Source organism: Bradyrhizobium lablabi (genome assembly GCF_018131005.1).
GTDB classification, from domain to species: domain Bacteria; phylum Pseudomonadota; class Alphaproteobacteria; order Rhizobiales; family Xanthobacteraceae; genus Bradyrhizobium; species Bradyrhizobium lablabi_D.
The window spans coordinates 104575-127774 of record NZ_JAFCJK010000010.1; the positions used below are offsets into that span (position 1 = coordinate 104575).

A 23200-nucleotide genomic window follows, 5' to 3' on the forward strand; every position below is an offset into this window, starting at 1 on the left:
GGGGCACCTCTCCGTTCGCTCGCCGGGCATGATCCTGTCGGAGCGCCGGTCCCCACGTTGCGCTTGCGCAAGGCTCCAGGTCCGGATCATGCTCGAGTGGCAGTCGATCAATTCAATCCTGGCCGGGGGCCTCCTGTCGCCCAATCGAGAAGCTCAATCGTGTGCACCACAGGAACAGACGTACCGCCGGCAATCTGAACCATGCAACCAATATTGCCCGCAGCGATCATGTCCGGTTTGATCATCGCAATATTGGCGACCTTGCGATCGCGCAATCTGCTCGCAATGTCGGGCTGGAGAATGTTGTACGTCCCCGCCGAACCGCAACACAAATGGCTCTCGGGTACATCTTTCACCACGAATCCATTCTTGGAAAGCAATTCTTTCGGAAGTTGAGTGATTTTCTGCCCGTGTTGAAGTGAACAGGCGGAGTGATAGGCGACGGTGACGTCGCCTTTTTGCGTCGACGGAGTGAGTTCGATGCCTGCGAGATACTCGCTGACGTCCTTTGCCAGCGCGGAGATTCGCGCCGCCGGCGCGGCGAATTCGCGGTCCTCGCGCAACAGGTAACCGTAGTCCTTGACCACCGTGCCGCAGCCCGACGTCGTCACCAGGATAGCGTCCAGGCCGCGCTGGTCCGCTTCCCTTTGCCACACCGTGACGTTGGCCCGCGCACGCCTGAGCGCGTCGCCGTCCTGGCCCATATGGTGAGTCAGCGCGCCGCAGCATTGCTCGTCCTTGACCAGCACCACCTCGACGCCGTGCCGCGTCAGCACGCTGATGGCAGCCTGGTTGATACGCGGCGCCAGCACCTGCTGGGCGCAGCCTTGCAGCAGTGCGACGCGGCCGCGTCGCGTCCCGATTGCCGGAAACACGCTGCCCGCGGCCGGGCCTGGCTGCGGCAGGCCAGACGGCGCCAGCGCCAGCATGGCCTTGATTCGCTGCAACAGGCCCGGGGTCGACGCACCCACGGCCGGCGTCGGCAACAGCGCGGCCAACGGGCGGGCGAGCCTTGCCAGCGTCATGCTGAGCCGGAACACGCCGGGCCGCGGCAACACGAAGGCGAGCACCGACCGCAGCAGCCGGTCGGTGGGCGGCCGCGCAAAGTCCCGCTCGATCCGGACCCGGGCCTGATCGACGAGATGCATGTAGTGCACCCCCGACGGGCAGGTGGTCATGCAGGCGAGACACGACAGGCAGCGGTCGATATGCTTGACCACATCCGCCGTCGGCGGCCTCTCCTTCTCGAGCATCTCCCGGATCAGGTAGATCCGTCCGCGCGGGCTATCGAGTTCGTCGCCGAGCAGGACATAGGTCGGGCAGGTCGCGGTGCAGAAGCCGCAATGCACGCAGGCGCGCAGGATCTTGTCGGCTTCCCTGATGTCGGGATCGGCGAGTTGCGCGAGCGTGAATTCGGTTTTCATGCGGCCTTGCTCCGCGTCATCCGGCCACGGTTGAGGATGGTTTTGGGATCGAAGCTGTTGCGGACGCGTTCGCCGAGTGCGGCGAGTCCGGCGGGCTGCGGCTGGAACACATTGACATTGCGGCGCACCTCTTCGGTCGCGCGGAGCAGCATCGCATGGCCGCCCGCCGCCTCGACCCGGCTCCGCAGCAGCGCCGCCTGCGCGTCCGGCCTGGGCGGCAGTGCCGCCCAGATCAGCCCGCCGCCCCAGTCGTAGAATATCTCGCCCCCGGTCTCCCGCGCCAACGCCTGGCCAAGGGCGCCGCCCGTGGCCGGCGGACAGACGATGCGCCACACCGGCCAGGTCCCGAGCGCGCCATCGGCGGCAAAGGGCCGAACCTCGCCGAGCGCGGTCCAGACCATAAGCGAGGCGCCGTCTTCGAGGATTTCGACCGTCCCATACGATGACAGCGTCGTGCTGAGCGAGGCCGCCCGGTTCGCGGCCGAAGCGGCGATGCCCTCGATCCGCACCAATGTCACCGACTGGCCGGATGCGGCGAGGCTCGCGAGTGAGCCGGCCGTCTCCCGTAACGCCGAGCCCGGCAGATGCGCCGCGCCCGAGACATCGAACGGCGAACAGAGGGCTGCCGTCATCGCCTTGTTGGCGGTGACGTCGTCGAGGGCGCGCAGCACCAGAGTGCGCTCGGCCTCCGGCTTCGGCATCACCTTGAGTGTCACCTCGGTCATGACCGCGAGCGTGCCCCAGGAGCCGGTGAGCAGCTTGCAGAGGTCATAACCGGTGACGTTCTTCACCACCTTGCCGCCGCTCTTGAAGCCGTCGCCGAAGCCGGACACGGCATGCGCGCCGAGCAGATGGTCGCGGACGCCGCCAGCCTTGATGCGGCGCGGCCCGGCCAAGCCTGCGCCGATCATGCCGCCGATGGTGCCGATCGCGGGCGTGCCGAGCAGCACCGACGTATCCATCGGCTCGAAGGCGAATTGCTGGTTCCTGGCATCGATCAGCGACTGCACGTCGGCGAGCGGCGCCCCCGCCTGCACCGTGATGATCAGTTCATGCGGCTCATAGGAGGTGACCGCGTTCAACGCCGAAACGTCGATCACCGCATTGGTCGCCATCGGATGGCCGATGGCGCGCTTCGAGCCATGGCCAACGATCTCGAGCGGCTGCTCGCCGGCGATCGCCGCGCGCACCACATCCTCGACGTCTTTGGCGTCTCTTACCTTGAGTGTATCCACGCTTTCAGCGAGTAGCCAAGTTTGGCTCCAAAATCAAATTGCGCCCGAATATATTTTTGATGATCGAAGTCACGGCCGGCGGCGGGATCGATCCAGTCGCGCCGCAAGCAAGTCGAAGCCGCCGCCTGGAAATGCCCGCGGCGGACAATCCAGCGACATCGACGCTTCGATCGGTATCGAACCTTTTTCACGACATCGACATTTCGATTACCGGCGAAACGAGACCGCCGCGCCGTCGGTACAAGGTGACGCCGATCGCGATCGAATCGAACCGATGGAGACAGACATGGAGCGATCGACACCAGCGTGGCGCAGGCCGCAATCTGCCGAAATGTTCAGCCGCCGGTCGGTGATCTCGGCAATTGGCGCGGTCCTGGCGATCAATTTCTCGCCATGGACGATGCCGACATCCCGATCCCAGGAGCAAGGAGCCAGAGCAATGAATCACTATGCAACGCAGAAAACGATCAGCGACGCCGTCGACGGCGGCGGCCTGCTCATCGTCGCACAATGGGAAGCGAAGCCGGGCGAGGCCGACAAGGTCGCCGCGATCCTCGATCGCTTTCTGCCCGAAGCGCAGCGCGAGGAAGGCGTCAAGCTGTTCCTGATCTCGCGGGCCAAGGACAATCCGGCCCAGTTCCTGTTCTACGAACTGTTCCGCGACGAGGCCGCGTTCAAGGCGCATCAGGACAGCGCGCATTTCAAGAGCTACATCGCCGGCGAGGCGCTGCCGCTGCTGGCGAAGCGCGAGCGCACGCAATACGCGCTGTTGTAAGGCTCGCTACGGGAAGGGCCTGCATGGCAAGCCCTTCCCACCGAGCCATCGTCTAGATCAAGATGCGATTAGGTCGAATCGCATCATGATCTCATGTCTTTGTTTGAGCATGATCCTTTCGGAAAACCGCGACACACTTTTCCGGATCATGCTCTAAAACCGCGGGATATCCGGAAACGCCAGCTTGCCACCGTGCACGTGCACGCGACCGAGTTCGGCGCAGCGATGCAGCGTCGGAAACACCTTGCCAGGATTGAGCAGACCCTGCGCGTCGAAGGCGCATTTCAGCCGCTGCTGCTGATTGAGATCGATCTCGGAGAACATTTCCGGCATCAAGTCGCGCTTTTCGATGCCGACGCCGTGCTCGCCGGTCAGCACGCCGCCGAGTTCGACGCAGCAGCGCAGGATGTCGGCGCCGAACGCCTCCGCGCGCTCGATTTCGCCGGGCTTGTTGGCATCGTAGAGGATCAGGGGATGCAGATTGCCGTCGCCGGCGTGGAACACGTTGGCGACGCCGAGCTGGTATTTTTCCGAGAACTCGCGGATGCGCGCCAGCGCCTGCGGAAGCGCGCCGCGCGGAATCGTGCCGTCCATGCAGAGATAGTCGGGCGAAATGCGGCCCACCGCCGGAAAGGCTGCCTTGCGGCCGGCCCAGAACAGATTGCGCTCGGCCTCCGAATTGGAGATCTGCAGGGTCACGGAGCCGCAGCCTTGCGCGATCGCCTCGACCCGCCTGATCAACTCGTCAACCTCGACCGAGGGACCGTCGAGTTCGATGATCAGCAGCGCCTCGACGTCGAGCGGATAGCCGGCATGGACAAAGGCCTCGGCGGCGTGGATTGCGGGCTTGTCCATCATCTCCATGCCGCCCGGGATGATGCCGGCGCCGATGATCCGCGCCACGCATTCGCCGGCTGCCTCGACCTGGGCAAAGCCGACCATCAGCGCGCGCGCCGTCGCCGGCTTCTGCAGGATACGCACCGTGATCTCCGTGATCACACCGAGCAGGCCTTCGGAACCCGTGATGATCCCCATCAGGTCGTAGCCTGAGTTTTCGGCCGACTTGCCGCCGATGCGCAGGATCTCTCCGGACATCAGCACGATCTCGCAGCCCAGCACGTTGTTCGTGGTCATGCCGTATTTCAGGCAGTGCACGCCGCCGGAATTCTCCGCGACGTTGCCGCCGATCGAGCAGGCAATCTGCGAGGACGGATCGGGCGCGTAGTAGAAGCCGGCATGGGCCACCGCCTCGCTGATCGCCAGGTTGGTGACGCCGGGCTCGGTGACCACCACGCGGTTGTCGAAATCGATCTCGCGGATGCGCTTGAACTTGCCAAGGCCCAGCAGCACGCCGTCTTCGAGCGGCAGTGCGCCGCCGGACAGCGATGTACCGGAGCCGCGCGGCACCACCTTGATGCCATGCTCATGGCAATATTTGAGGACTCGCGCGACCTGCTCGGTGGTGTCGGGCAGCACCACGACCATCGGCCTCTGCCGATAGGCGGTCAGCCCGTCAGACTCGTAGGCCAGCATCTCGGCCGCGCTGTCGATCACGCCCTCGCCCGGGACAATCGCGCGCAACGCGGCCACGATTTCGCCACGGCGATTGAGCACCGCCTGATCCGCAGCCGGCATCATGATGGACATCGGTGTTTCCTCGGTTTCTGGCCATCTATCGACTTGTTTCCGCAAGTCAACCACGTCCCCTTGCCCTTGGGTAGGTCCGCCCAAGGCTGCGGCGCGGGCGAGCCGTGACTTCTCTCTGGGGCAAGTCCTCGGGCACCGAAACTGTCAAGGTTTCGTGGCTTGTCCAGTGCGAGCGGTCCATGCCAAAAACAATCTACTTCACTTTTCCGGGACGAAACGAAGGGCACCCCATGAAGATACTGACCTTGAGCGCCTTGGCTGCTGTTACCTCACTGGCTGCCGTTTCCAACGCGGTGGCGCAGGACGCCGCCGCAGGCAAGACCTCGTTCAACAAGTGCCTGGCCTGCCACGCGATCGGCGAAGGTGCCAAGAACAAGGTCGGCCCGGAACTCAACGGCATCGACGGCCGCCATTCGGGCACGGCGCCGGACTACAACTACTCCGATGCCAACAAGAATTCGGGCATCACCTGGAACAAGGAGACCTTCCTCGAATACATCAAGGATCCGAAGGCCAAGATCCCGGGCACCAAGATGGCCTTCGCCGGCATCAAGAACGAGACCGAGGCGAACAACCTCTGGGCCTATCTGTCGTCCTTCGACAAGGACGGTAAGCAGAAGTAGCGCTATCACACCCGTGTCGATCGATCAGCGACCGCCCTGGACGATGTACCGGGGCGATCGCGGTTGCGCTCAACGCGGCAGCAAATTCGTCTTGGCGAGGTCGAGCACCTCGTCGCCGCGGCCGTTCATCACGGCGCGAAGCACCCACAGGCTGAAGCCTTTGACCTGCTCAAGCGTGATGGTCGGCGGCATCGACAATTCCTGCGTCGCGGTCACGACGTCGAGCACGGCCGGGCCGTCATGGGCGAGCACGCCGCGGATCGCGCCTTCGAGCTCCCCGGGATCTTCCACCCTCACAGCATGAATGCCCATGGCGCGGGCCATCGCCGCAAAATCGGGATTCTTGAGATCGACCCCGGTTTCGATGAAGCCCGCCGCCTTCATCTCCAGCGCGACGAAGCCGAGCACGCCGTTGTTGAAGATCACGACCTTCACCGGCAGCTTCATCTGAGTCAGCGTGATGAGATCGCCCCCCAGCATGGCAAAGCCACCGTCGCCGGACATCGAAATGACCTGCCTGCCGGGTTGCGACGCCTGCGCGCCGATCGCGTGGGCCATCGCATTCGCCATCGAGCCATGCACCCAGGACCCGATCAGGCGGCGGCGTCCGTTCATCTTGAGGTAACGTGCGGCCCAGATCGTGGGCGTGCCGACATCGGCCGTGAACACCGCGTCGTCGGAAGCCTGCTCACCGAGCAGCCGCGCCAGGTATTGCGGATGGATCGGCTTCTGGCCAGGCTTGCCGCGCGCGAGATCGTCGAGGCTCGCGCGGGCCTCCTTGTAATGCGCGAGGCTGGCGTCGAGGTGCTTGCGATCGGTCTTCGCGGTGAGTCGGGGCAGCAGGGCCGCGATGGTCTCACCGACATCGCCGACGATGCCGAGGTCGAGCTTGCAGCGGCGGCCAAGATTCTCCGGCCGGATATCGACCTGGGCAATGCTGATGCCGGTCGGGAAGAATTGCTTGTAGGGAAAATCGGTCCCGAGCATCAGCAGCACGTCGCAGGCGTGCATGGCGGCATAGCCAGACGAGAAGCCGATGAAACCGGTCATGCCGACGTCATAGGGATTATCGTATTCGACATGATCCTTGCCGCCGAGCGCGTGAACGATCGGGCTCTTCAGCACCTCCGCAAGCTTCATCAGGCCGTCATGCGCGCCGGCACAACCGCGCCCGCAGAACAGCGTCACGCGTTTGCCGCCGTTGAGCAGATCGGCCAGCGCGTTCAGCCCGGGCTCGGCCGGACGAATGATGGGAGTGGCGGGCAACAGCCCGGCATTGGGCGAGATGGCGCGTTTTGGCGCCGCCCGCAGCGCGATGTCGCCCGGGAGCACCAGCACGGCGACGCCGCGTTTGCCGACCGCCGCGCGGATCGCATTTTCCAGCACATAGGGAAGCTGAGCCGTATCGGATACCAGCTCGCAAAAATGGCTGCATTCGCGGAACAGATCCTGCGGATGGGTCTCCTGAAAATAGCCGCCGCCGATCTCGGCGGACGGAATCTGGGCCGCGATCGCGAGCACCGGGGTGCGACTGCGGTGCGCGTCGAACAGCCCGTTAATGAGATGGAGGTTGCCGGGTCCGCACGATCCCGCGCACACCGCAAGGCCGCCGGTGATCTGCGATTCCGCTGCGGCGGCGAAGGCGGCCACTTCCTCATGCCGCACATGGATCCAGTCGATCGTCTCGCGCCGGCGCAGCGCTTCGGTCAAACCATTGAGGCTGTCGCCGACGATGCCGAAAACCCGTTTCACTCCTGCCTGGATCAGCGTTTCGGCGATGAGGTCCGCAACATTGTCGATCCGCATGAGGCGTATCCTTTGTTGTGCCCCGAACGCTGGTTCGGCGCAGTTGACCGGCCGGCATGATGTGCGCCGCGCTGCGACCAGGCAAGGCCATACGGTGATAACAGATAGGTGGTACGGTGGTCGGCCTGACGGCCGGCACTATTGGGCTGCCTCGTGCCGCGCTGTCTGTCCGGCCATTGCCACGATCTCGGCGGTCACGATATCCGGCGCTGCGTTCTGCACCATATGCCCGACGCCCGGCAACACGATCAGCCTGGCGTTCGGCACTGCGGCGGCGAGCGGACGCGAGTGGATGCCGGTCGACACCGTCTTGTCGATGTCACCCGAAATGATCGTCAGCGGCGCCTTGATCTCGGCGTAGCGCGGCGCCTGCGCTGCGACCGCGGCCTTCAGTGTCACCAGGTCGCGCGCATTGGCCATGAATTCGCGCGGCCGCAACAGCAGCGGCGTCGCGGTGTCCCTCACAAAATTCTCCGGCATCTGTTGTGGGGCAAACACGCCGTCTGCGCCGAATTCCGCAACGAGATAGCCGAGCGGCAGCGTGATCGTGTAGGCGAGCAGCCGGCCGATCAGCGGCGTCGCGATCATCTTGTTGTAGCGGCCGACGCCGCCACTCCAGGGATAGGCGACAGGAGCAAGCAGCACGAGGCCGGCAATCTGCTCCGGACCATCGAGCGCCATGCGCAGGCCGAGCGCGCCGGCCCACGAATGTGCCACCACGATCGCCTTGCCGATCCCGAGCTTTGTCAACGCCTCCCCGATCATCCGAGCTTGAATGGCAGGCGTCGAACCCGCCAGGCGATCGCGCGTGCTCCAGCCATGGCCGGGCCGGTCGATCAGAATCACGCGATGGGTCATAGCAAGCCTGTCCCCGACAGGTTGCTGCATCACGCGAAGGTTCGAGCTTGCGCCGTGCAGCATCACGATCGGAAGTCCCGGCGCATCGCACGGACCTAGCTCAACGACATGAAGTGTCGCGCCCGCGACGTCGACCATACGGCCCTGAGGCGGAAAGGCGCGCTCGATCAGCAGGACTCCGGCCTGCGCGGCCAGCGCCAGCCCCGCCAGCGCTATCACCATCACGACGGTCAGTGTCAGCATTGAAACGGCCAAGGTTATCCCGGGCACCGGCGAATTACGGCGCCATCGGCGGCGGGTTTCGTGCGGCGCGAGGGTGCCGGCATGATCCGGTTGGGTAGGGGAAGGTGCCGCATTGTGCGGATCATCGCGGTTCGGCGTTTTCCACAATGCGCCAAGCCTGTGGATAGCGGGTTCATACCAGCGTCATTAGCCATTTTATAGATTGGCGGTGGCACTTTCGCCACGAAGCGCGGTTTGATCGAAAGCGAAAGAGTTCCTGTCCTGTCCATAGTGTGTGCAGAACTCAAGACCAAACCACGAGTTTAACGGGATTATTCGGAGGAGTACCATGGTTTCCGACCCCAGCGATGCGGCCATCGACCAGATCGTGGCGAGCTGTAATGGTGATCTGCGCGGAGCGCTGAGGGCGCTCTTGCTGGTCAATGAGCATCTTGAGGCCGAGTTGCAGCAGTTTTATGCGGCGGCGGCGCAGGACAGCGTGGCCCGCGGAAAGTTCCTGCACTAGCCAGCGCCTATCAAACGCTCCGACGCGTTGCTTGCTCCCGGCGCATCGTCGGCAGCAGGCGGTCCCATCATCTCTTGCACAGTTACCGATCATCGGGTGCGCAAGCCTTGCGCCCGCAGGTGGCGTTCTTGCTCATCGCCGTAAGGCAATGGTGCTTGATTGATGCGATCAGATATCGCGGCCTTCGACCTTCTCGGAAAGCTGCTTGACCATCTCCGGCACCTTCTCAAGGTACGGATCGACGGCCAGCGCCTTGCGGAACGCATCCAGCGCGCGCTTGTCGTCGCCGATCTCCTGCATGATCATGCCGAGACCCGCGAGCGCGCCGAAATGGCGGGGTTCGCGAGCCAGGACCTGCCGAATGTCCTCGAGCGAACGCGTGTAGTCGTTCTTCAGATAATAGATCGTCGCTCGCCGATTCCATGCCTCGATGTAGTCGGGGCGCAGCTTGACCACCGCATCCAACAGCTTCAGTGCGATGTCGTAGTTCTGGGCGTCGATCGCCGCCTTGGACCGCACCATCAACAGCGCCGCGGTGTCGCTCGGGGTCTGCAACCAGAGAGCCCAGATGCGCGCCTCGACATGCCGGGCGCTCGCTTCATCGGGCGCGGCCTTCAGCGCGCCGAACAGGAAATCGAGGCCACGGGTGCGATCGGATGGAACCTTCGGCAGCTTGCTGGGGGCTTCCGGGAGCTTCTTCTGCGCGCGCGGCGGCGGAATGACACGGGGGTCGTCCTGCGCGGACGCGGCGACAGGCGCCATCAATAGCGTGGCGATCAGGATCGCCAGAAAGCGGTTGCGGGTCCTCAAGCGTGCCAATCTCATGACGCAAGTCTAGACGCACAAAACCGCGCTGCAAAGCAGCGCGGCGTCAAACACCTGTGAAAGCGTAACGGATGAACGGGCGGCAAACGCTTCGCGGGCCGGACCAACCGTTCGGAATCAGCCTTGGCGGGCCTTGAAGCGGCGCTGCACCTTGTTGATGACATAGACCCGGCCCTTGCGACGGACCAGACGGTTGGCGCGATGGCGGCCGCGCAGCGATTTCAGCGAGTTACGGACCTTCATGGGACAATCCTGTTGCTTCGAAAGGCCGCGTTGGAGGCCGTGCGATCAATGCCCGAGAGTGGCAAAAACGGGGTTTATCCCGAAGAGCGGCCCTGCCGCCCGGGACGAAGGCCTTCTAAGCCATCGGACGGTCGGATGTCAATGCAATCGCGCCGGTTGTCGCCGGGCGCAACCCGCGGGGAACCTGCCTGCGCAGCGGATCTGGCGTTGAAATCGCTGACAAAACAGCGGCGGCCGATCGGTTCGACCAGCCTCTCTCGGCCGCCGCATCGCTGCCGTCATGGGTCCAAGCGAGTCATGAGGGCAGCCAATCGTGCCCGCACCAGGGAGGAATGACGGTGCACGATACGAGGCTGCATTCTCGCCTCGCCTGCGCGGCGCCCATATGATCTGCCTCACACCCGACTGCGCCCGAAACACGATTTCGCGATTAGTGAACGGCGGCGTTTGGGCGGGCCGGTAATGGCCTTGCCAAGCGCGCTCCGCGATGCGGTCATCCGCCCGATCCCCTGTCCATTTCGCGGACCTTGCGAAAATCGTTATATCATATAATCAATTTCCCGAACCCGAAAATCAAGCCGCCGGAACAGCCCATGCCCAAGCTCAAATTGCCCGATATCGAAAAGGTCGTCGCGATCGATATCCACACCCACGCCGAGGAGCCCTGCGGCATGCATGGCGACGACGGCTATGACGACTTCCAGGCGCAGATGGCGGAGTATTTCAAATCGCCGCACAAGCATCCGCCGACAGTGCCGGAAACCGCCGCCTACTATCGCGGCAAGAACATCGCCGCGGTGATCTTCCCGGTCGATGCCGAACGCGAGACCGGATTCCGCCGTTACAACAATTACGAGATGCTCGAAGCCGCCTCCGAGCATCTCGACGTGCTGATCCCATTCGTCTCGATCGACCCGCACAAGGGCAAGCTCGGCGTGCGCGAGGCGAAGACGTTGATCGAGAAGTACGGCGTCCGCGGCTTCAAATTCCATCCGACCATGCAGGGCTTCTACGCCAACGACCGCATGGCCTATCCGCTCTATGAAGCGATCAATGACGGCGGCGCGATTGCGCTGTTCCATACCGGGCAGACCGGGGTCGGAAGCGGCATGCCGGGCGGCATGGGGATGCGGCTGAAATATTCCAACCCGATGTGTATGGACGACGTCGCGGTTGATTTTCCGGACCTGAAGATCATCCTCGCGCACCCATCCTTCCCCTGGCAGGAGGAAGCTCTCTCTGTCGCAACCCACAAGCCGAACGTCTATATCGACCTTTCCGGCTGGTCGCCGAAATATTTCCCGCCGATCCTGGTGCGCTACATCAACTCGATCCTGCAGGACAAAATGTTGTTCGGCTCAGACTGGCCGGTGATCACGCCGGACCGCTGGCTTGCCGATTTCGCGAAACTCGACATCCGCGAGGAGATCCGGCCCAAGGTCTTGAAAGCCAACGCGCGGAGGATTTTGGGAATTTAAGGGAGTATCATCGGCGGCAAGCTGCGCGAGGTGGTCCATGACGAACGTCGCCGGACTTGCCGCCCTCCTCGCCGCGCTCCTGTTCGGGAGCGCGGGTGCGACCATTGCATCGGCATCCGATGCTCCTCCGGTGCTGGTCGAGTTCGAAAGCCCGCTCGCGAGCCCGCAGCCGCTGCAAGGATACTTGCGGCGGCCCGACGGCGCAGGCCCCCTGCCCGCCGTGATCCTGTTGCATGGCTGCAGCGGCTTCTGGCGGCAGCTCGATGAACGATGGGGCAAGCGGCTCGCGGGATGGGGCTACGTCACGCTCACCGTCGACCGGTTTGGGCCGCGCGGCATCACGAGCAGCTGCACGGCCGGCGCGCCGCCTGCGACCGTTCATGATGCCTATCGCGCGTTGAGCTACCTCACCCGGCAACCGTCGATCGATCCGGCACGCGTGGCGGTGATCGGATTCTCCCAAGGCGCGTGGCTCGCGCTGTTCTCGGTCGAGCGCGGCGCGATCGAACGCAATGCGACAGAGAAATTCCGCTCGGCTGTGGCCTTCTACCCGCCCTGCCTCGGCATCAACGGCAACATGACCGTGCCGACCCTCATCCTGGTCGGCGAGCTCGACGACTGGACGCCGGCCAAGGAATGCCGAAACCTGGCCGAAGGCCGCGACGATTACGGCATCTCGCGTCAAAAAGATCAGGGCTATCCGATCGAGTTGATCGTCTATCCCGGCGCCTATCACGACTTCGACGTGCCCCAGTACAGCACGCCGGCGAAGCTCCTCGGCCACCATCTCGAATTCAACGAGACCGTACGGGATCAATCCGCCGACGCGCTCAGGAAATTCCTGTATGCCACGCTCGGCGGACCGGAGAAGTAGCGGCGACCATCACGGCAGTCTCGCCCCGACGCTGCCGGCATTGACGATGCTTCGGGCATTGCGTACGCAGACGGGCAGCGTCGGCATCGCGTCCGCTCATCGGATCGCGATCTCTCCGAACGTCCCGCCCCGGTGTGCGCCCAAAGGTCCCAGATCAGATGAGTCTCGAGTCCGTTCGCGCCTTCTTCGCCGAGAAGGCGCCTGACATCTCCGTGATCGAATCCACCGTGAGTTCGGCGACCGTCGTATTGGCGGCGGAAGCCTACGGCGTGGAGCCGGCGCGAATCGCCAAGACGCTGAGCTTAAGAGTCGGCGACCGCGTGGTGCTGATCGTCACCAGCGGCACTTCGCGGATGGACAACAAGAAGGTGAAGGGGCTGTTCGGGGGCAAGCCCAAGATGCTCGGCCTCGACGAGGTCGCTGAGATCACCGGCCATGAGGTCGGCGGCGTCTGTCCGTTCGGGCTCAAGACGCCGCTGCCGGTGTACTGCGATCTGTCGTTGAAGGCGTTCGACGTCGTGGTGCCGGCCGCTGGCTCGACCCACAGCGCGGTGCGTATCACGCCGGAACGGATGGCGGAACTGACATCGGCCGAATGGATCGATGTCTGCGAGCATCGCTCCTGACAACAGCGACAGAACCATAAGCGCGCAGCCCGACCGGGAATAGCTGCGGGCCTGACGATGCGGAGGCGGCCGAACTGCCGCATCTGACCCCGCGACCGACACCAGCCGGAAGCAGCATCTGGTGTCGATTCCGGCGCGCGGTCCGCGTGTTACACATGTAACCGCTTTTTCCTCGACCGAAATTCAATTGCAATCTGCGCACGATGCTCTGCTCGTTCCGAAATTTGCGGAGCGTAGCAGCATGAGCAGTTTCGTTGGTCGACGCGCGGTGGTGGTCGGTGGCGGAATCGGTGGCTTGTCAGTAGCGGGGGCTCTGGCCGGTTATTTCGAGCAGGTCGACGTTCTTGAACGCGACTGTCTCGCGGCATCCGCAGCATCGCGTCCCGGTACCGCCCAGGACCGACACGCACACATCCTGCTGGCTGGTGGCCTCAAGGCTCTGGACGAAATTTTCCCGGACTTCGAGCGAGATCTTGCCGAAGCCGGAGCTGTCTCCGTGGGGTTGGCACAGGATATCTGTTACGAGCGTGCCGATGTGGGTGCCCTCCCGAAGCGGGATCTCGGCCTGTCGATCCTCTGCGCGTCGCGACCGCTTATCGAGTTCGTGCTGCGACGCCGGGCCACGGCGGTCGCCAATATCGCGCTGCGGCAGGGGTGCCTGGTCACCGAGGTCATGGCATCTCGCGATGCCGCCCATGGCGTTCGGTTTAATACTGAGGCAGGACAATCGGAAACGCTCGAGACCGATCTGATCGTAGATGCGTCTGGTCGCGGCGCATTGACGATTGCATTGCTGGGCACAATCGGCTGGCAACGGCCGCCTGTGACCGAGATCGGTGTCGATCTCAGCTACGCAACCGGAGTGGTGCAGATTCCTGCCGGTGCCATACAGGACTGGAAGCTGGCAACAACGCAGCCGGCTCCGCCAGCCGTAGCGACGTACGGCGCGCTAGTGCCCCTGGAGGACGGTCGCTGGATCGCCACGATCGCCAACCATGGGCCAAGTCCGCGGCTGGACGTCTGGGAGAATTTCCACGCTGCATTCCGCCGGCTGATCACGCCAACAATATACGACATGCTGGGTCACGCGAGGCCGTTGGACCGCATCCGGCACTACGGCTTTCCTGCGAATGTTTGGAACCATTTCGAACGCCTGCAGCGCCTGCCGCGCGGGGTGCTGCCGATTGCCGACGCGCTCTGCCGCTTCAACCCGATTCACGGTCAAGGCATGTCGTCCGCCGCCAAGCAGGCCCAACTCCTTCAGAACGTGTTGAAACAGGCGGCTACGGAATCGGATCCGCTTGCAGCGGCACAGACCGGCTTTATGGCCAGGGTCGAATCTGTGCTTCAGACGCCCTGGAGGTTCTCCACGAGCGCCGATCTTGCTTTTCCGGAGACGCGCGGCGAACGGCCGGAGAACTTCCAGAAAGGTCGAGAGTTCGAGGCCGCGCTTTTCCGGGCCGCCGTCGCCGACCCGGTTGTCCACCGCGCCATGGCGGAGGTCGGCCAGCTTCTGCGACATCACGACCTGTTCGATGAACCGCACATTATGGAACGTATCCAGGCGGCTTCAGCCAAAGCGATTGCTTGAACGGGTTGATGGCGCGCAACATGCGTCGTGCCCGCGGAGAAACCGCGAACGGGACGAGCAAAGCCGCGCGAGCAAGCAGGGGATGCTCGCTGACTGCTTCCTGCCGATATGTTATGCTAAGCTCTTCGCAGGGGAGAGCGGATTGCATGGCATGCCCCAGTTGCAGGGGGCGAGATGAGACAGGCGGCTAGGCCACACGATGGGAGGAGGCTATGACCATCGAAACCATCCTGAAGCGGAAGGGCAGCGACGTCACAACAATCGCTCCGGACGCCAGTATCAAGAGGGCAGCGGACTGGCTGCGCGCCAAGAATATTGGCGCTCTTGTGGTGACGAGTGAGAACACAATTCTTGGTCTCATTTCCGAACGTGAAATCGTTCATGCATTTTCTCGCTTTGGCGAGGCGGCCGGGTCGATGCCTGTGAAGGAGATCATGCAATACGGTGTGACGACGGTGTCCCCGGACGAGAGCATCAATCGCGTGATGAGCTTGATGACACACCATCGCGTGCGCCATATGCCGGTGCTACGCGGCGGCAAGCTCGTCGGTATCGTCAGCATCGGCGATGTCGTCAAGCATCGGCTGGAGGATCTGGAGCTCGAGACGAACGTCCTCCGTGACGCCTACAACGCCGCGCGTTGACGGCTCGGACGTCTGCTCATAAGCGTGCCTCTGTTTCGACGTGCTGTTTCCCGATATCGGGCTCACGCCCTAATCATCGTCGTCCATGAACGGCCGCGGCGGCGGCGGTGCGGGCTGGACCGGACGCGGTGCGCGCGGCCGCTGCTGCATCTGCGGTTGCGGCGCGCGAGCCCCCGGAGAGGGTTGCGCGCTCGCGCTGGATTCAAACACCGCGCGGCAATTATTAGAGAGCTGCGGCCTGTTCTGTCGAAGGCACGCCACGATCCGGTTGACGTCGGGGATCTGATCGCCACAGAGGCGCCAAACGTCCGGCGTGCACGCCATCTGCTGCTCCCAGGTTCCCTGATATTCCTCGGAAAACGCGGTCGTCGCGGCGCCGCCGCCGATCGCTATCGCAAGGCTCAGGACGATCCGCTGCGTTCGCATGGTCCAGTTCCCTTTCCATTCCGTGGCGCGCAAATGTTCCGCGCGGTCTTGACCTCAAGACTGGCAAATGAATGCGGCCAAGGATCGTTCGGGTGCACAACTAAATGTGAAGGGAATTTCGCCCTGATCAGTCCCTACTCGACCTTTCCGATCTTCTTCACCGCCGCGATCAGGCGGGCGCTGTCGTCGGCGACGAATTTCGAAAACGCGGGCGCGTCCATATAGGCAACCGGGCTGCCCGCGGTCTCGAAAGTCTTGATCACCTCGGGCGCTTTCACGGCCTCGGCCATCGCTTCGCGCAGTTGCGTCATGATCGGCGCCGGCAGCGCACTTTGCGCGAACAGGCCGGCCCAGATGTAGAATTCGACATCCGTGTAGCCGAGTTCCCTGAATGTCGGCAGGTCCGGGAAGCTTGCGATCCGCTGCGCGCCCCAGTTGGCGAGCACGCGCATCTTGCCGTCCTCGACCTGCTGCTTCAGCGTGCCCGGCGCTGACGCCAGCGCCTGCACGGTGCCCGAGAGCAGCGCGGTGAGCGCGGGACCGGCGCCACGGTACGGCACATGCAAGAGCTTGATGCCCGCGCTGGCCGCGAACATCTCCATCGCGATATGCAGCGTGCCATAGGGACCCGACGAGCCGTAGGGAATCTGGCCGGGGCGTTTCTTCGCGTCGTCGACGAAGTCCTGCAACGTCTTCCATGGCGCCGAGGCCGACACCGCAAGCAGCGTGGGATCGGCCAGCACGCGCGCGATCGGCGCGAATTGCGAAACCTCGTAGGCGACGGGACGATCGAACAGCCGATCCGCCTCCGGCAGCACCGCGAGCGACGACAGCGTCATCAACAGCGTGTAGCCGTCAGGCTCGGCACGCGCGGCCTGCGCATTGCCGATCGATCCGCCCGCCCCGCCGGCGCGGTTGTCGACGATCACGGGCTTGCCGAGAATCCGTTCCAGCGCGGCCGCCACTGGACGCGCCGCCAAATCGGCCTGGCCACCGGCCGGAAAAGGCACGATCATCGTGATATTGCGGTTGGGATAGGCATCTTGCGCGAAAGCGGCGGTTGCGAGCGCAGTGTGCGCGAGCGGAAGGACGGCAGCGGCGCGCAAGATTTCGCGGCGGTTCATTGGAAGTTGCTCCCCAGCATATTGTTTTTGGTGTGTGGCGCGAGCCTAACTCCAAAATGTAGGGTGGGCAAAGCGAAGCGTGCCCACGCTACAGAATCCCTTCATCGCCCTACCTTCTCTTCCCCTTGGCAAAATGCTTCGCCAGGAAATCCGCGAGCACCTCGACGCGGGCGGGGCGCGGGCCGCCGGGCGGAGTGACGAGATGCACCGCACCTTCGGGCTGCGTCCAACCCTTGAGGATCACCTCAACCTCGCCGCGCGCGATCGCGTCGCCGACGAGAAAATCGGGCAGATCGGCGATGCCGAGGCCGGCGAGCAGCGCGGGCATCAGCGCCTCGCCGTTGTTGACACGCAATTGGCCTGCGGGCCGCACGCTCGCCTGCTCGCCTGCGGCGTTGGTGTAGTGCCACACGCCTTGCGTCGAGAGATAGGCGTAGCCGAAGCATTTGTGCTCGGCGAGATGCATCGGGTGCGTCGGTCGGCCGTAGCGCTTCAGATAGGACGGTGCCGCCACCGTGTGGCGCGGCATCGCGCATAGTCGCCGCGCGATCAGTGAGGAATCCGGCAGCCGCGCGATGCGCAGCCCTGCGTCAAAGCCCTCGCCGATCAGGTCCACCGTCGCATCGCTGAGATGCAGGTCGATCGAAACCTCCGGATATTTTGTCAGGAATTCGGGCAATAGCGGCGCCACCTCCCTCACGCCGAAGGTCATCGGCACCGCGAACCGCACCAGTCCGCGCGGCGTGGCCGATTGCGCCAAGGCCTCGCTCTCCGCGGCCTCGCCGTCGGCAAGAAGGCGCGCGGCGCGTTCCGACAGTTTCTGGCCGGCGTCAGTCAGGGCGAGCCGCCGCGAGGTGCGGTTGAACAAGCGCGCGCCGAGCCGCTCCTCGAGCCGGCTGACCGCCTTTGAAACCGTGGCCTTGGAGAGCGCGAGCTCCGTAGCCGCCGCCGCAAATGACCGTAACTCCACGACTTTTGCGAAGATCGCGAGCGCCTCGAAGTCAGGCAGTTTCGACATGACCGGCCACCCTGCTGCACAATAATGGAAACAATGAGTTTCGATAGTTTCTATTTCTATATCACAGCCGAAGACCTATCCAAGAGCAATCGAAATTCAATCAACGGAGAAATCCAATGAAGAAGCTCTCAGGGAAGGTTGCCCTCGTTACCGGTGGTTCGCGCGGCATTGGCGCGGCGTCGGCCCGCGCTCTCGCCGAGAAGGGCGCCAACGTCGCGATCAGCTATGTCGCGTCCCCCGAAAAGGCGGAAGCAGTCGTTGCCGAGTTGAAGGCCAAGGGCGTCAATGCCCGCGCCTACAAGGCCGACCAGGCGTCTCCGGCCGACGTTGACCAGTTGGTCAAGAACGTCGCCAAGGATTTTGGTCGGCTCGATATCCTCGTGAACAACGCCGGCGTTGCGGCCGGTGGTGCGGTGGATGATCCGAAGGCAGACACCACCACCCTCGCCCGCCAGGAAGCAATCAACTTTGACGGTGTCATCACCGCAATCCGGGCCGCATCGAAGTTGATGGGTGAAGGCGGTCGCATCGTTACCGTCGGCTCGATGCTTGCAGACCGCGCATCGTTTCCAGGCCTCGCCGACTACGTCGCCACAAAGGCAGCCGTCGTCGGCTACACCAAGGGCGCGGCGCGCGACCTCGGACCGCGCGGCATCACCGTCAATGTGGTGCAACCCGGCTCGATCGACACCGACATGAATCCGAAGGACGGCGGCGAGTTCGCCGAAACACAGCGTAAGCAGCACGCGTTGCAGCGGTTCGGAAGGCCCGAAGAAGTCGCAGCCGGCGTCGTCTTCCTGGCAAGCCCGGAAGCCTCGTTCGTAACCGGCACCGTGCTCAACGTTGATGGCGGCTTCGGCGCCTGATTGAAACATCCCCTGAAACTGCCGGGCCCACCGCGCCCGGCGACGTTTGACAGGTCTGAATCGAAAGGAACGACAAATGATCGAACTGAAACCATTCGCAACGCTTGGCGGTGCCGACCACGGCTGGCTGAAGGCGAAACACCACTTCTCCTTTGCGAGCTACTATGACCCCGAAAACATGAGCCATGGCGCGTTGCGGGTGTGGAATGATGACGAGATCGCGCCGAACACCGGCTTTCCCGCCCATCCGCATGCCAACATGGAGATCATCACCTACGTGCGCGAAGGCGCGATCACGCATCAGGACTCGCTCGGCAACAAGGGGCGCACCGAGGCGGGCGACGTCCAGGTGATGAGCGCCGGCAGCGGCATCCGTCACTCCGAGTACAATCTCGAGCCGGCCAAGACCAAGATCTTCCAGATCTGGATCGAGCCGACTACGCGTGGCGGCCAGCCGACCTGGGGCTCGAAGCCGTTCCCCAAGGCCGACCGCTCCGGCAAGCTCGTCACCATCGCCTCAGGCTTTGACGACGACAACGACGCTCTGCCGATCCGTGCCGATGCACGGGTGCTGGCCACCACATTGAAGGCCGGCGAGAGCGCAGAATATGCAGCCGACAAGGCGCGTCATCTCTACCTGGTGCCGGCGGCCGGCAGCGTCGAAGTCAACGGCGTGCGCGTCAATGCGCGCGACGGCGCTGCGATCCGCGACGAGGCCAAGCTCAAGATCACCGCGCTGGAAGACTCCGAACTGGTGCTGGTCGACGCGGCGTAAGGCCATCGATCAAACCGCCGTGATGTCGGGGTTTGTCGCGACATCTCACGGCTTGACGCAGGAAGTAAATGCCCGTCACAAGCGCGGGCATGACGACGGATGTTTTCTCAAACATCTCACATCAAACTCAAAGGGAAAGCCATCATGGCCAAGGTTCTCGTCCTCTATTACTCCGCCTACGGTCACATCGAGGCAATGGCGAATGCGGTCGCGCAAGGCGCGCGTGAGGCCGGCGCCAGCGTCGATATCAAGCGCGTGCCCGAACTGGTGCCGGCCGAGGTCGCGAAGGCGTCCTACTACAAACTCGATCAGGCCGCGCCGGTCGCCAAAATCGATGACCTCGCCAATTATGACGCGATCATCGTCGGCACCGGCACCCGCTTCGGCCGGATGACGTCGCAGATGGCCAACTTCCTCGATCAGGCCGGCGGCCTCTGGGCCAAGGGTGCGCTTCACGGCAAGGTCGGTGGCGCCTTCACCGCGAGTGCGACCCAGCACGGTGGCCAGGAGACGACGCTGTTCTCCATCATCACCAACCTGCTGCATTTCGGCATGACCGTTGTCGGCCTCAACTACGGGTTCGCCGGCCAGATGAAGCTGGACGAGATCACCGGCGGCGCACCCTATGGCGCCACCACCATCACCGGCGGCGATGGCAGCCGCCAGCCGAGCGAGAACGAGCTTGCCGGCGCGCGCTATCAAGGACGCGTGATCGCGGAAACCGCCAGGAAGCTGCATGGCTGAACTCCATGCGCTACAGCATCCGGAAAGTCTGTAGCGGCTTTCCGAAAAGGATCATGCTCAAACAAAGAGATGAGATCATGCCATTCGACATGATCGCATTATGACACAGGATCTATAGCCAACCGCATGGCTGATGCGATCAGGGCGGCATTCTCGCCAGCGAATGCCGCCCTATGTATCCGTCAGGAGGCGACGGATATGGCTATGGTCGAACTTCTGCTGATGGCTCAAATGATCCGCAATCCGGTGCAGGCGTTTGCGCGGCGCTGGTGGTGCAAGAGTATGTTCCGCGCCACGCGCGGACAGCGGCGTTGCCCGGAATGCACGGCATCCTGAAGTGATTAAATTGCCAACTGGTGGGCCGCAATCAGGCTCGATAATGTGCGTTGCACTTCTGTCATCAATCGCCGTGGAGCCAAGTTTTTCATAGAGCACAGCCACCTGCGCCTACTTCGGTCTGACGAACCCGGCAAAAGTTCTTTACGCTCCCCGCAGCAATTCTGTGACGAGCGCAGCGCAGGTACCTGTGGCGCGGGTGCGCAGTCGCATGACAAAATGAAGGCCATCGCATGACGCCGTTGGCCAGCGGCGCCCCGCAGGGATGACTGCCCTCGATCGGCACGCATGGTCACGAGAAAAGCATGGCGGCTTGCAAAGAGCCGGACAAGAAAACGCAAGGCGACCGCTCGGGTTCCCGAGACCATCGCGACCAATTCGTGATAAGCCGCGCAAGTGTACACGTCGAGCAGCTCAGAGGTCCCTGCATGAGCACGATCACGAAGACCCACTGGCCGGACTTGCCGACCGCCGCTTGGCGCGACACCTCTGCCACGCTGCAGCTCTGGACCCAGATCGCCGGCAAGATCCGGCTAACGAAATCGCCCTGGCTCAATCATTCCTGGCACGTCACGCTCTACGTCACCGCGCGTGGACTGACGACCTCGCCGATCCCGGACGGCGGACGCAGCTTCCAGATCGACTTCGATTTCATCGACCACATCTTGCGTGTGTCGACCAGCGACGGCACGGAGCGGCAGTTTGCGTTGGCGGGGCAATCGGTGGCGAGTTTCTACGCCGCCCTGATGGCCGGCCTGAAGGAGCTTGGCATTGACGTCACGATCGACGAGACGCCGAATGAAATGCCCGACCCGATCCGCTTTTCCCAGGATACGCAGCACGCATCCTACGATGCGGACGCCGTGCGCCGTTTTCACCAGATCCTTGTGAATTGCGACCGCGTGTTCAAGCAATTCCGTACCGGCTTTCTTGGCAAGGCAAGCCCCGTGCACTTCTTCTGGGGCAGCTTTGATCTCGCGGTCACGCGCTTCTCAGGCAGGACGGCGCCGCGACATCCCGGCGGCGTACCGCATTTGCCCGATGACGTGGCACAGGAAGCCTATTCGCACGAGGTGAGCAGCGCCGGTTTCTGGCCGGGCGGCGGCGCGATCGATTACCCTGCATTCTATTCCTACGCCTATCCGGAGCCTAAGGGCTATCGCACCTCGAAAGTCCAGCCGGACGCGGCGTTCTTCAGCGAGGCGCTCGGCGAATTCGTGCTGCCATATGATGCCGTGCGCACGGCTCCCGATCCCGACAAGGCGTTGCTCGCGTTCCTGCAATCGAGCTACGAGGCGGCGGCAATCAACGCAAAATGGGATCGCGCTGCGCTCGAATGCGAGCTCGGCCAAGCAGGCGTGGTTCGCAAGATCTAACTCTCTTCCCGCGACGACGGCTTCCCGAGCGCCTGTTTCAGGCGCGCGGTGAGCTTCGGGTAGCGACGCAGCGCGCGCGCGGCGCGGTCGCGCAGCGCATAGGGCCATCCTCGCCAGGCAAGCGCCGCGCTGAGATCGACCAGCGGCATCCGCACGGGTCCAAAGCGGCGCTTGTAGGCATAATTACCGACCGAGAAGTCGAACTCGCGTACGCCGTCCTTGTGCAGGGCCGCCATGGTGCGCTCGATGATCAGCCGACCCGGCGAGCAGTTCGACCATTTGTCGCCGGCGTTGCTGATACGGATCATGACATAGCGCGCGCCGATGCGGATGCCGAGCAGCGTGGCCACCACCTCCTCGCCCGCTGTGAGCGCCGTCACCACCGCATAGCCGCTGGCGGTGCCGTCGCGGACGAGACCACGATAAAACGCGGCGCAATGCTCGTCGTTGAGGATGAAGTTGAGCCCGAGGCTTTGCATCCGCGAATCCTGCTGCGCCTCCGTGGCCGACAGGATCTTCAACGCCTCGTCGGCATCGGCGGCGATCCTGAATGCCACCGATGGATCGCGGGTGAACACGCGCCAGCTCCGCTCCAGCTCCTTGCGCACGGTCTTTTCCAGCGTGTAGCGCCAGGCGTCGTAGTCCTCACCGGTGAAGACCGGGTTGCCGTTGAGCGGGCACGGCGCGGCTTCATCGAGCAAGGCCAGCGGATTGGCCCTGCCGTCGAGTCGAGCCGGCACCTTGCGCAGGCGGATGAGATCAGCACCGCCGTCTGATTTGCGCAGCGCCCGGCGCAGCTCACGCCACAGCCGTCGCGCCGCGACCGCGTCGCGCGGTGCCGCGGGCCCGAGCAGCGGCGCGTTGTAATCAGTGAGTTCCAGATCGGCGAATTCGATCACGCGGATACCGCCTTGCCGGCGGCGGATCAGCGGCAGCATCACGGCATGCTCGCCGGTCGCGGCATCAGTGATGACGGCAATCAGCGGCTCGACGCCATCGGCCGCCGCGAAGACGCGGTACCACGATGCATACCATTGCGGATGCTGGAACGCGGTCGGTGGGTCGAACGCACCCCATCGCGCCGCGGCTCGTGTCCAGTCCGAGAGCAACTCGACGCGAAAGCCGGCCGCGCGGGACG

At 63.7% G+C, this 23200-nt stretch carries 24 protein-coding genes; 13 read left to right on the plus strand and 11 right to left on the minus strand.

Annotated elements, in window-relative coordinates:
* Positions 1–107 precede the first annotated feature (107 nt).
* Complete coding sequence (glcF, locus tag JQ553_RS26985; protein WP_212503079.1) at positions 108–1424, minus strand: glycolate oxidase subunit GlcF; 1317 nt, start codon at positions 1422–1424, stop codon at positions 108–110.
* A complete protein-coding gene (locus JQ553_RS26990; protein WP_212503080.1) occupies positions 1421–2659 on the minus strand; it encodes an FAD-binding protein in 1239 nt (412 codons plus the stop codon). The genes glcF and JQ553_RS26990 overlap by 4 nt, the downstream gene beginning before the upstream one ends.
* 439 nt (positions 2660–3098) lie before the next feature.
* On the opposite strand from JQ553_RS26990, the gene JQ553_RS26995 reads away from it, so the two are divergent.
* Complete coding sequence (locus JQ553_RS26995; protein ID WP_212503081.1) at positions 3099–3434, plus strand: putative quinol monooxygenase; 336 nt, start codon at positions 3099–3101, stop codon at positions 3432–3434.
* A 153-nt stretch (positions 3435–3587) separates the two neighbouring features.
* Here JQ553_RS26995 and JQ553_RS27000 read toward each other — a convergent pair whose 3' ends face one another.
* Entirely contained in the window at positions 3588–5081 is a 1494-nt protein-coding gene (locus JQ553_RS27000; RefSeq protein ID WP_212503082.1) for an FAD-linked oxidase C-terminal domain-containing protein, read from the minus strand.
* A 230-nt stretch (positions 5082–5311) separates the two neighbouring features.
* On the opposite strand from JQ553_RS27000, the gene cycA reads away from it, so the two are divergent.
* Positions 5312–5704, plus strand: coding sequence for a cytochrome c-550 CycA (gene cycA / locus JQ553_RS27005; protein ID WP_212503083.1), 393 nt, complete (start codon positions 5312–5314; stop codon positions 5702–5704).
* Positions 5705–5773: 69 nt separating this feature from the next.
* On the opposite strand, the gene poxB is transcribed toward cycA, so the two are convergent.
* Positions 5774–7510, minus strand: a complete 1737-nt coding sequence (poxB, locus tag JQ553_RS27010; RefSeq protein WP_212503084.1) for a ubiquinone-dependent pyruvate dehydrogenase — start codon at positions 7508–7510, stop codon at positions 5774–5776.
* A gap of 138 nt (positions 7511–7648) precedes the next feature.
* Positions 7649–8611: an alpha/beta fold hydrolase gene (locus JQ553_RS27015; RefSeq protein ID WP_212503085.1), complete on the minus strand. Its 963-nt coding sequence runs from the start codon at positions 8609–8611 to the stop codon at positions 7649–7651.
* A gap of 328 nt (positions 8612–8939) precedes the next feature.
* On the opposite strand from JQ553_RS27015, the gene JQ553_RS27020 reads away from it, so the two are divergent.
* Positions 8940–9116: a hypothetical protein gene (locus JQ553_RS27020; protein ID WP_212503086.1), complete on the plus strand. Its 177-nt coding sequence runs from the start codon at positions 8940–8942 to the stop codon at positions 9114–9116.
* A gap of 168 nt (positions 9117–9284) precedes the next feature.
* Here the strand turns inward: JQ553_RS27020 and JQ553_RS27025 are convergent, their stop codons facing one another.
* Together JQ553_RS27025 and ykgO are read right to left on the minus strand one after the other, a co-directional pair.
* The gene (locus JQ553_RS27025; RefSeq protein WP_212503087.1) at positions 9285–9941 is read right to left on the minus strand and encodes a M48 family metallopeptidase; all 657 of its coding nucleotides are present in this window, start codon (positions 9939–9941) and stop codon (positions 9285–9287) included.
* Positions 9942–10058: 117 nt separating this feature from the next.
* A complete protein-coding gene (gene ykgO, locus JQ553_RS27030) occupies positions 10059–10184 on the minus strand; it encodes a type B 50S ribosomal protein L36 (RefSeq protein ID WP_006611362.1) in 126 nt (41 codons plus the stop codon).
* 593 nt (positions 10185–10777) lie between these two features.
* Here ykgO and JQ553_RS27035 point away from each other — a divergent pair.
* The 5 genes from JQ553_RS27035 (at position 10778) to JQ553_RS27055 (ending at position 15397) form a co-directional block, all read left to right on the plus strand.
* On the plus strand, positions 10778–11662 hold the full coding sequence (locus JQ553_RS27035) for an amidohydrolase family protein (RefSeq protein WP_212503088.1): 885 nt from the start codon (positions 10778–10780) through the stop codon (positions 11660–11662).
* 37 nt (positions 11663–11699) lie between these two features.
* The gene (locus JQ553_RS27040) at positions 11700–12536 is read left to right on the plus strand and encodes a dienelactone hydrolase family protein (RefSeq protein ID WP_212503089.1); all 837 of its coding nucleotides are present in this window, start codon (positions 11700–11702) and stop codon (positions 12534–12536) included.
* Between the two features lie 158 nt (positions 12537–12694).
* Positions 12695–13162, plus strand: a complete 468-nt coding sequence (locus JQ553_RS27045) for a YbaK/EbsC family protein (protein WP_212503090.1) — start codon at positions 12695–12697, stop codon at positions 13160–13162.
* A 241-nt stretch (positions 13163–13403) separates the two neighbouring features.
* Entirely contained in the window at positions 13404–14753 is a 1350-nt protein-coding gene (locus JQ553_RS27050) for an NAD(P)/FAD-dependent oxidoreductase (RefSeq protein ID WP_212503091.1), read from the plus strand.
* A 212-nt stretch (positions 14754–14965) separates the two neighbouring features.
* Positions 14966–15397 (plus strand): CBS domain-containing protein, encoded by a 432-nt coding sequence (locus JQ553_RS27055; RefSeq protein ID WP_212503092.1) that lies wholly within the window; start codon positions 14966–14968, stop codon positions 15395–15397.
* 69 nt (positions 15398–15466) lie between these two features.
* On the opposite strand, the gene JQ553_RS27060 is transcribed toward JQ553_RS27055, so the two are convergent.
* The 3 genes from JQ553_RS27060 to JQ553_RS27070 all read right to left on the minus strand — a co-directional run bounded on the left by JQ553_RS27060 (position 15467) and on the right by JQ553_RS27070 (position 17965).
* Entirely contained in the window at positions 15467–15823 is a 357-nt protein-coding gene (locus JQ553_RS27060; protein ID WP_212503093.1) for a hypothetical protein, read from the minus strand.
* A gap of 134 nt (positions 15824–15957) precedes the next feature.
* Positions 15958–16947 (minus strand): tripartite tricarboxylate transporter substrate binding protein, encoded by a 990-nt coding sequence (locus tag JQ553_RS27065; protein WP_212503094.1) that lies wholly within the window; start codon positions 16945–16947, stop codon positions 15958–15960.
* Positions 16948–17056: 109 nt separating this feature from the next.
* Entirely contained in the window at positions 17057–17965 is a 909-nt protein-coding gene (locus tag JQ553_RS27070) for a LysR family transcriptional regulator (RefSeq protein WP_212503095.1), read from the minus strand.
* A gap of 116 nt (positions 17966–18081) precedes the next feature.
* On the opposite strand from JQ553_RS27070, the gene JQ553_RS27075 reads away from it, so the two are divergent.
* From JQ553_RS27075 to JQ553_RS27095, 5 genes are all read left to right on the plus strand, one after another.
* Positions 18082–18831, plus strand: a complete 750-nt coding sequence (locus JQ553_RS27075) for an SDR family NAD(P)-dependent oxidoreductase (RefSeq protein WP_212503096.1) — start codon at positions 18082–18084, stop codon at positions 18829–18831.
* A 76-nt stretch (positions 18832–18907) separates the two neighbouring features.
* A complete protein-coding gene (locus tag JQ553_RS27080) occupies positions 18908–19606 on the plus strand; it encodes a pirin family protein (RefSeq protein WP_212503097.1) in 699 nt (232 codons plus the stop codon).
* Between the two features lie 144 nt (positions 19607–19750).
* A complete protein-coding gene (gene wrbA / locus JQ553_RS27085) occupies positions 19751–20350 on the plus strand; it encodes an NAD(P)H:quinone oxidoreductase (RefSeq protein ID WP_212503098.1) in 600 nt (199 codons plus the stop codon).
* Positions 20351–20476: 126 nt separating this feature from the next.
* Positions 20477–20686 (plus strand): hypothetical protein, encoded by a 210-nt coding sequence (locus JQ553_RS27090; RefSeq protein WP_212503233.1) that lies wholly within the window; start codon positions 20477–20479, stop codon positions 20684–20686.
* Between the two features lie 428 nt (positions 20687–21114).
* Complete coding sequence (locus JQ553_RS27095; protein WP_212503099.1) at positions 21115–22062, plus strand: DUF5996 family protein; 948 nt, start codon at positions 21115–21117, stop codon at positions 22060–22062.
* Here the strand turns inward: JQ553_RS27095 and JQ553_RS27100 are convergent.
* Complete coding sequence (locus JQ553_RS27100) at positions 22059–23000, minus strand: GNAT family N-acetyltransferase (RefSeq protein ID WP_249144610.1); 942 nt, start codon at positions 22998–23000, stop codon at positions 22059–22061. The genes JQ553_RS27095 and JQ553_RS27100 overlap by 4 nt on opposite strands.
* Between the last annotated feature and the right edge of the window lie 200 nt (positions 23001–23200).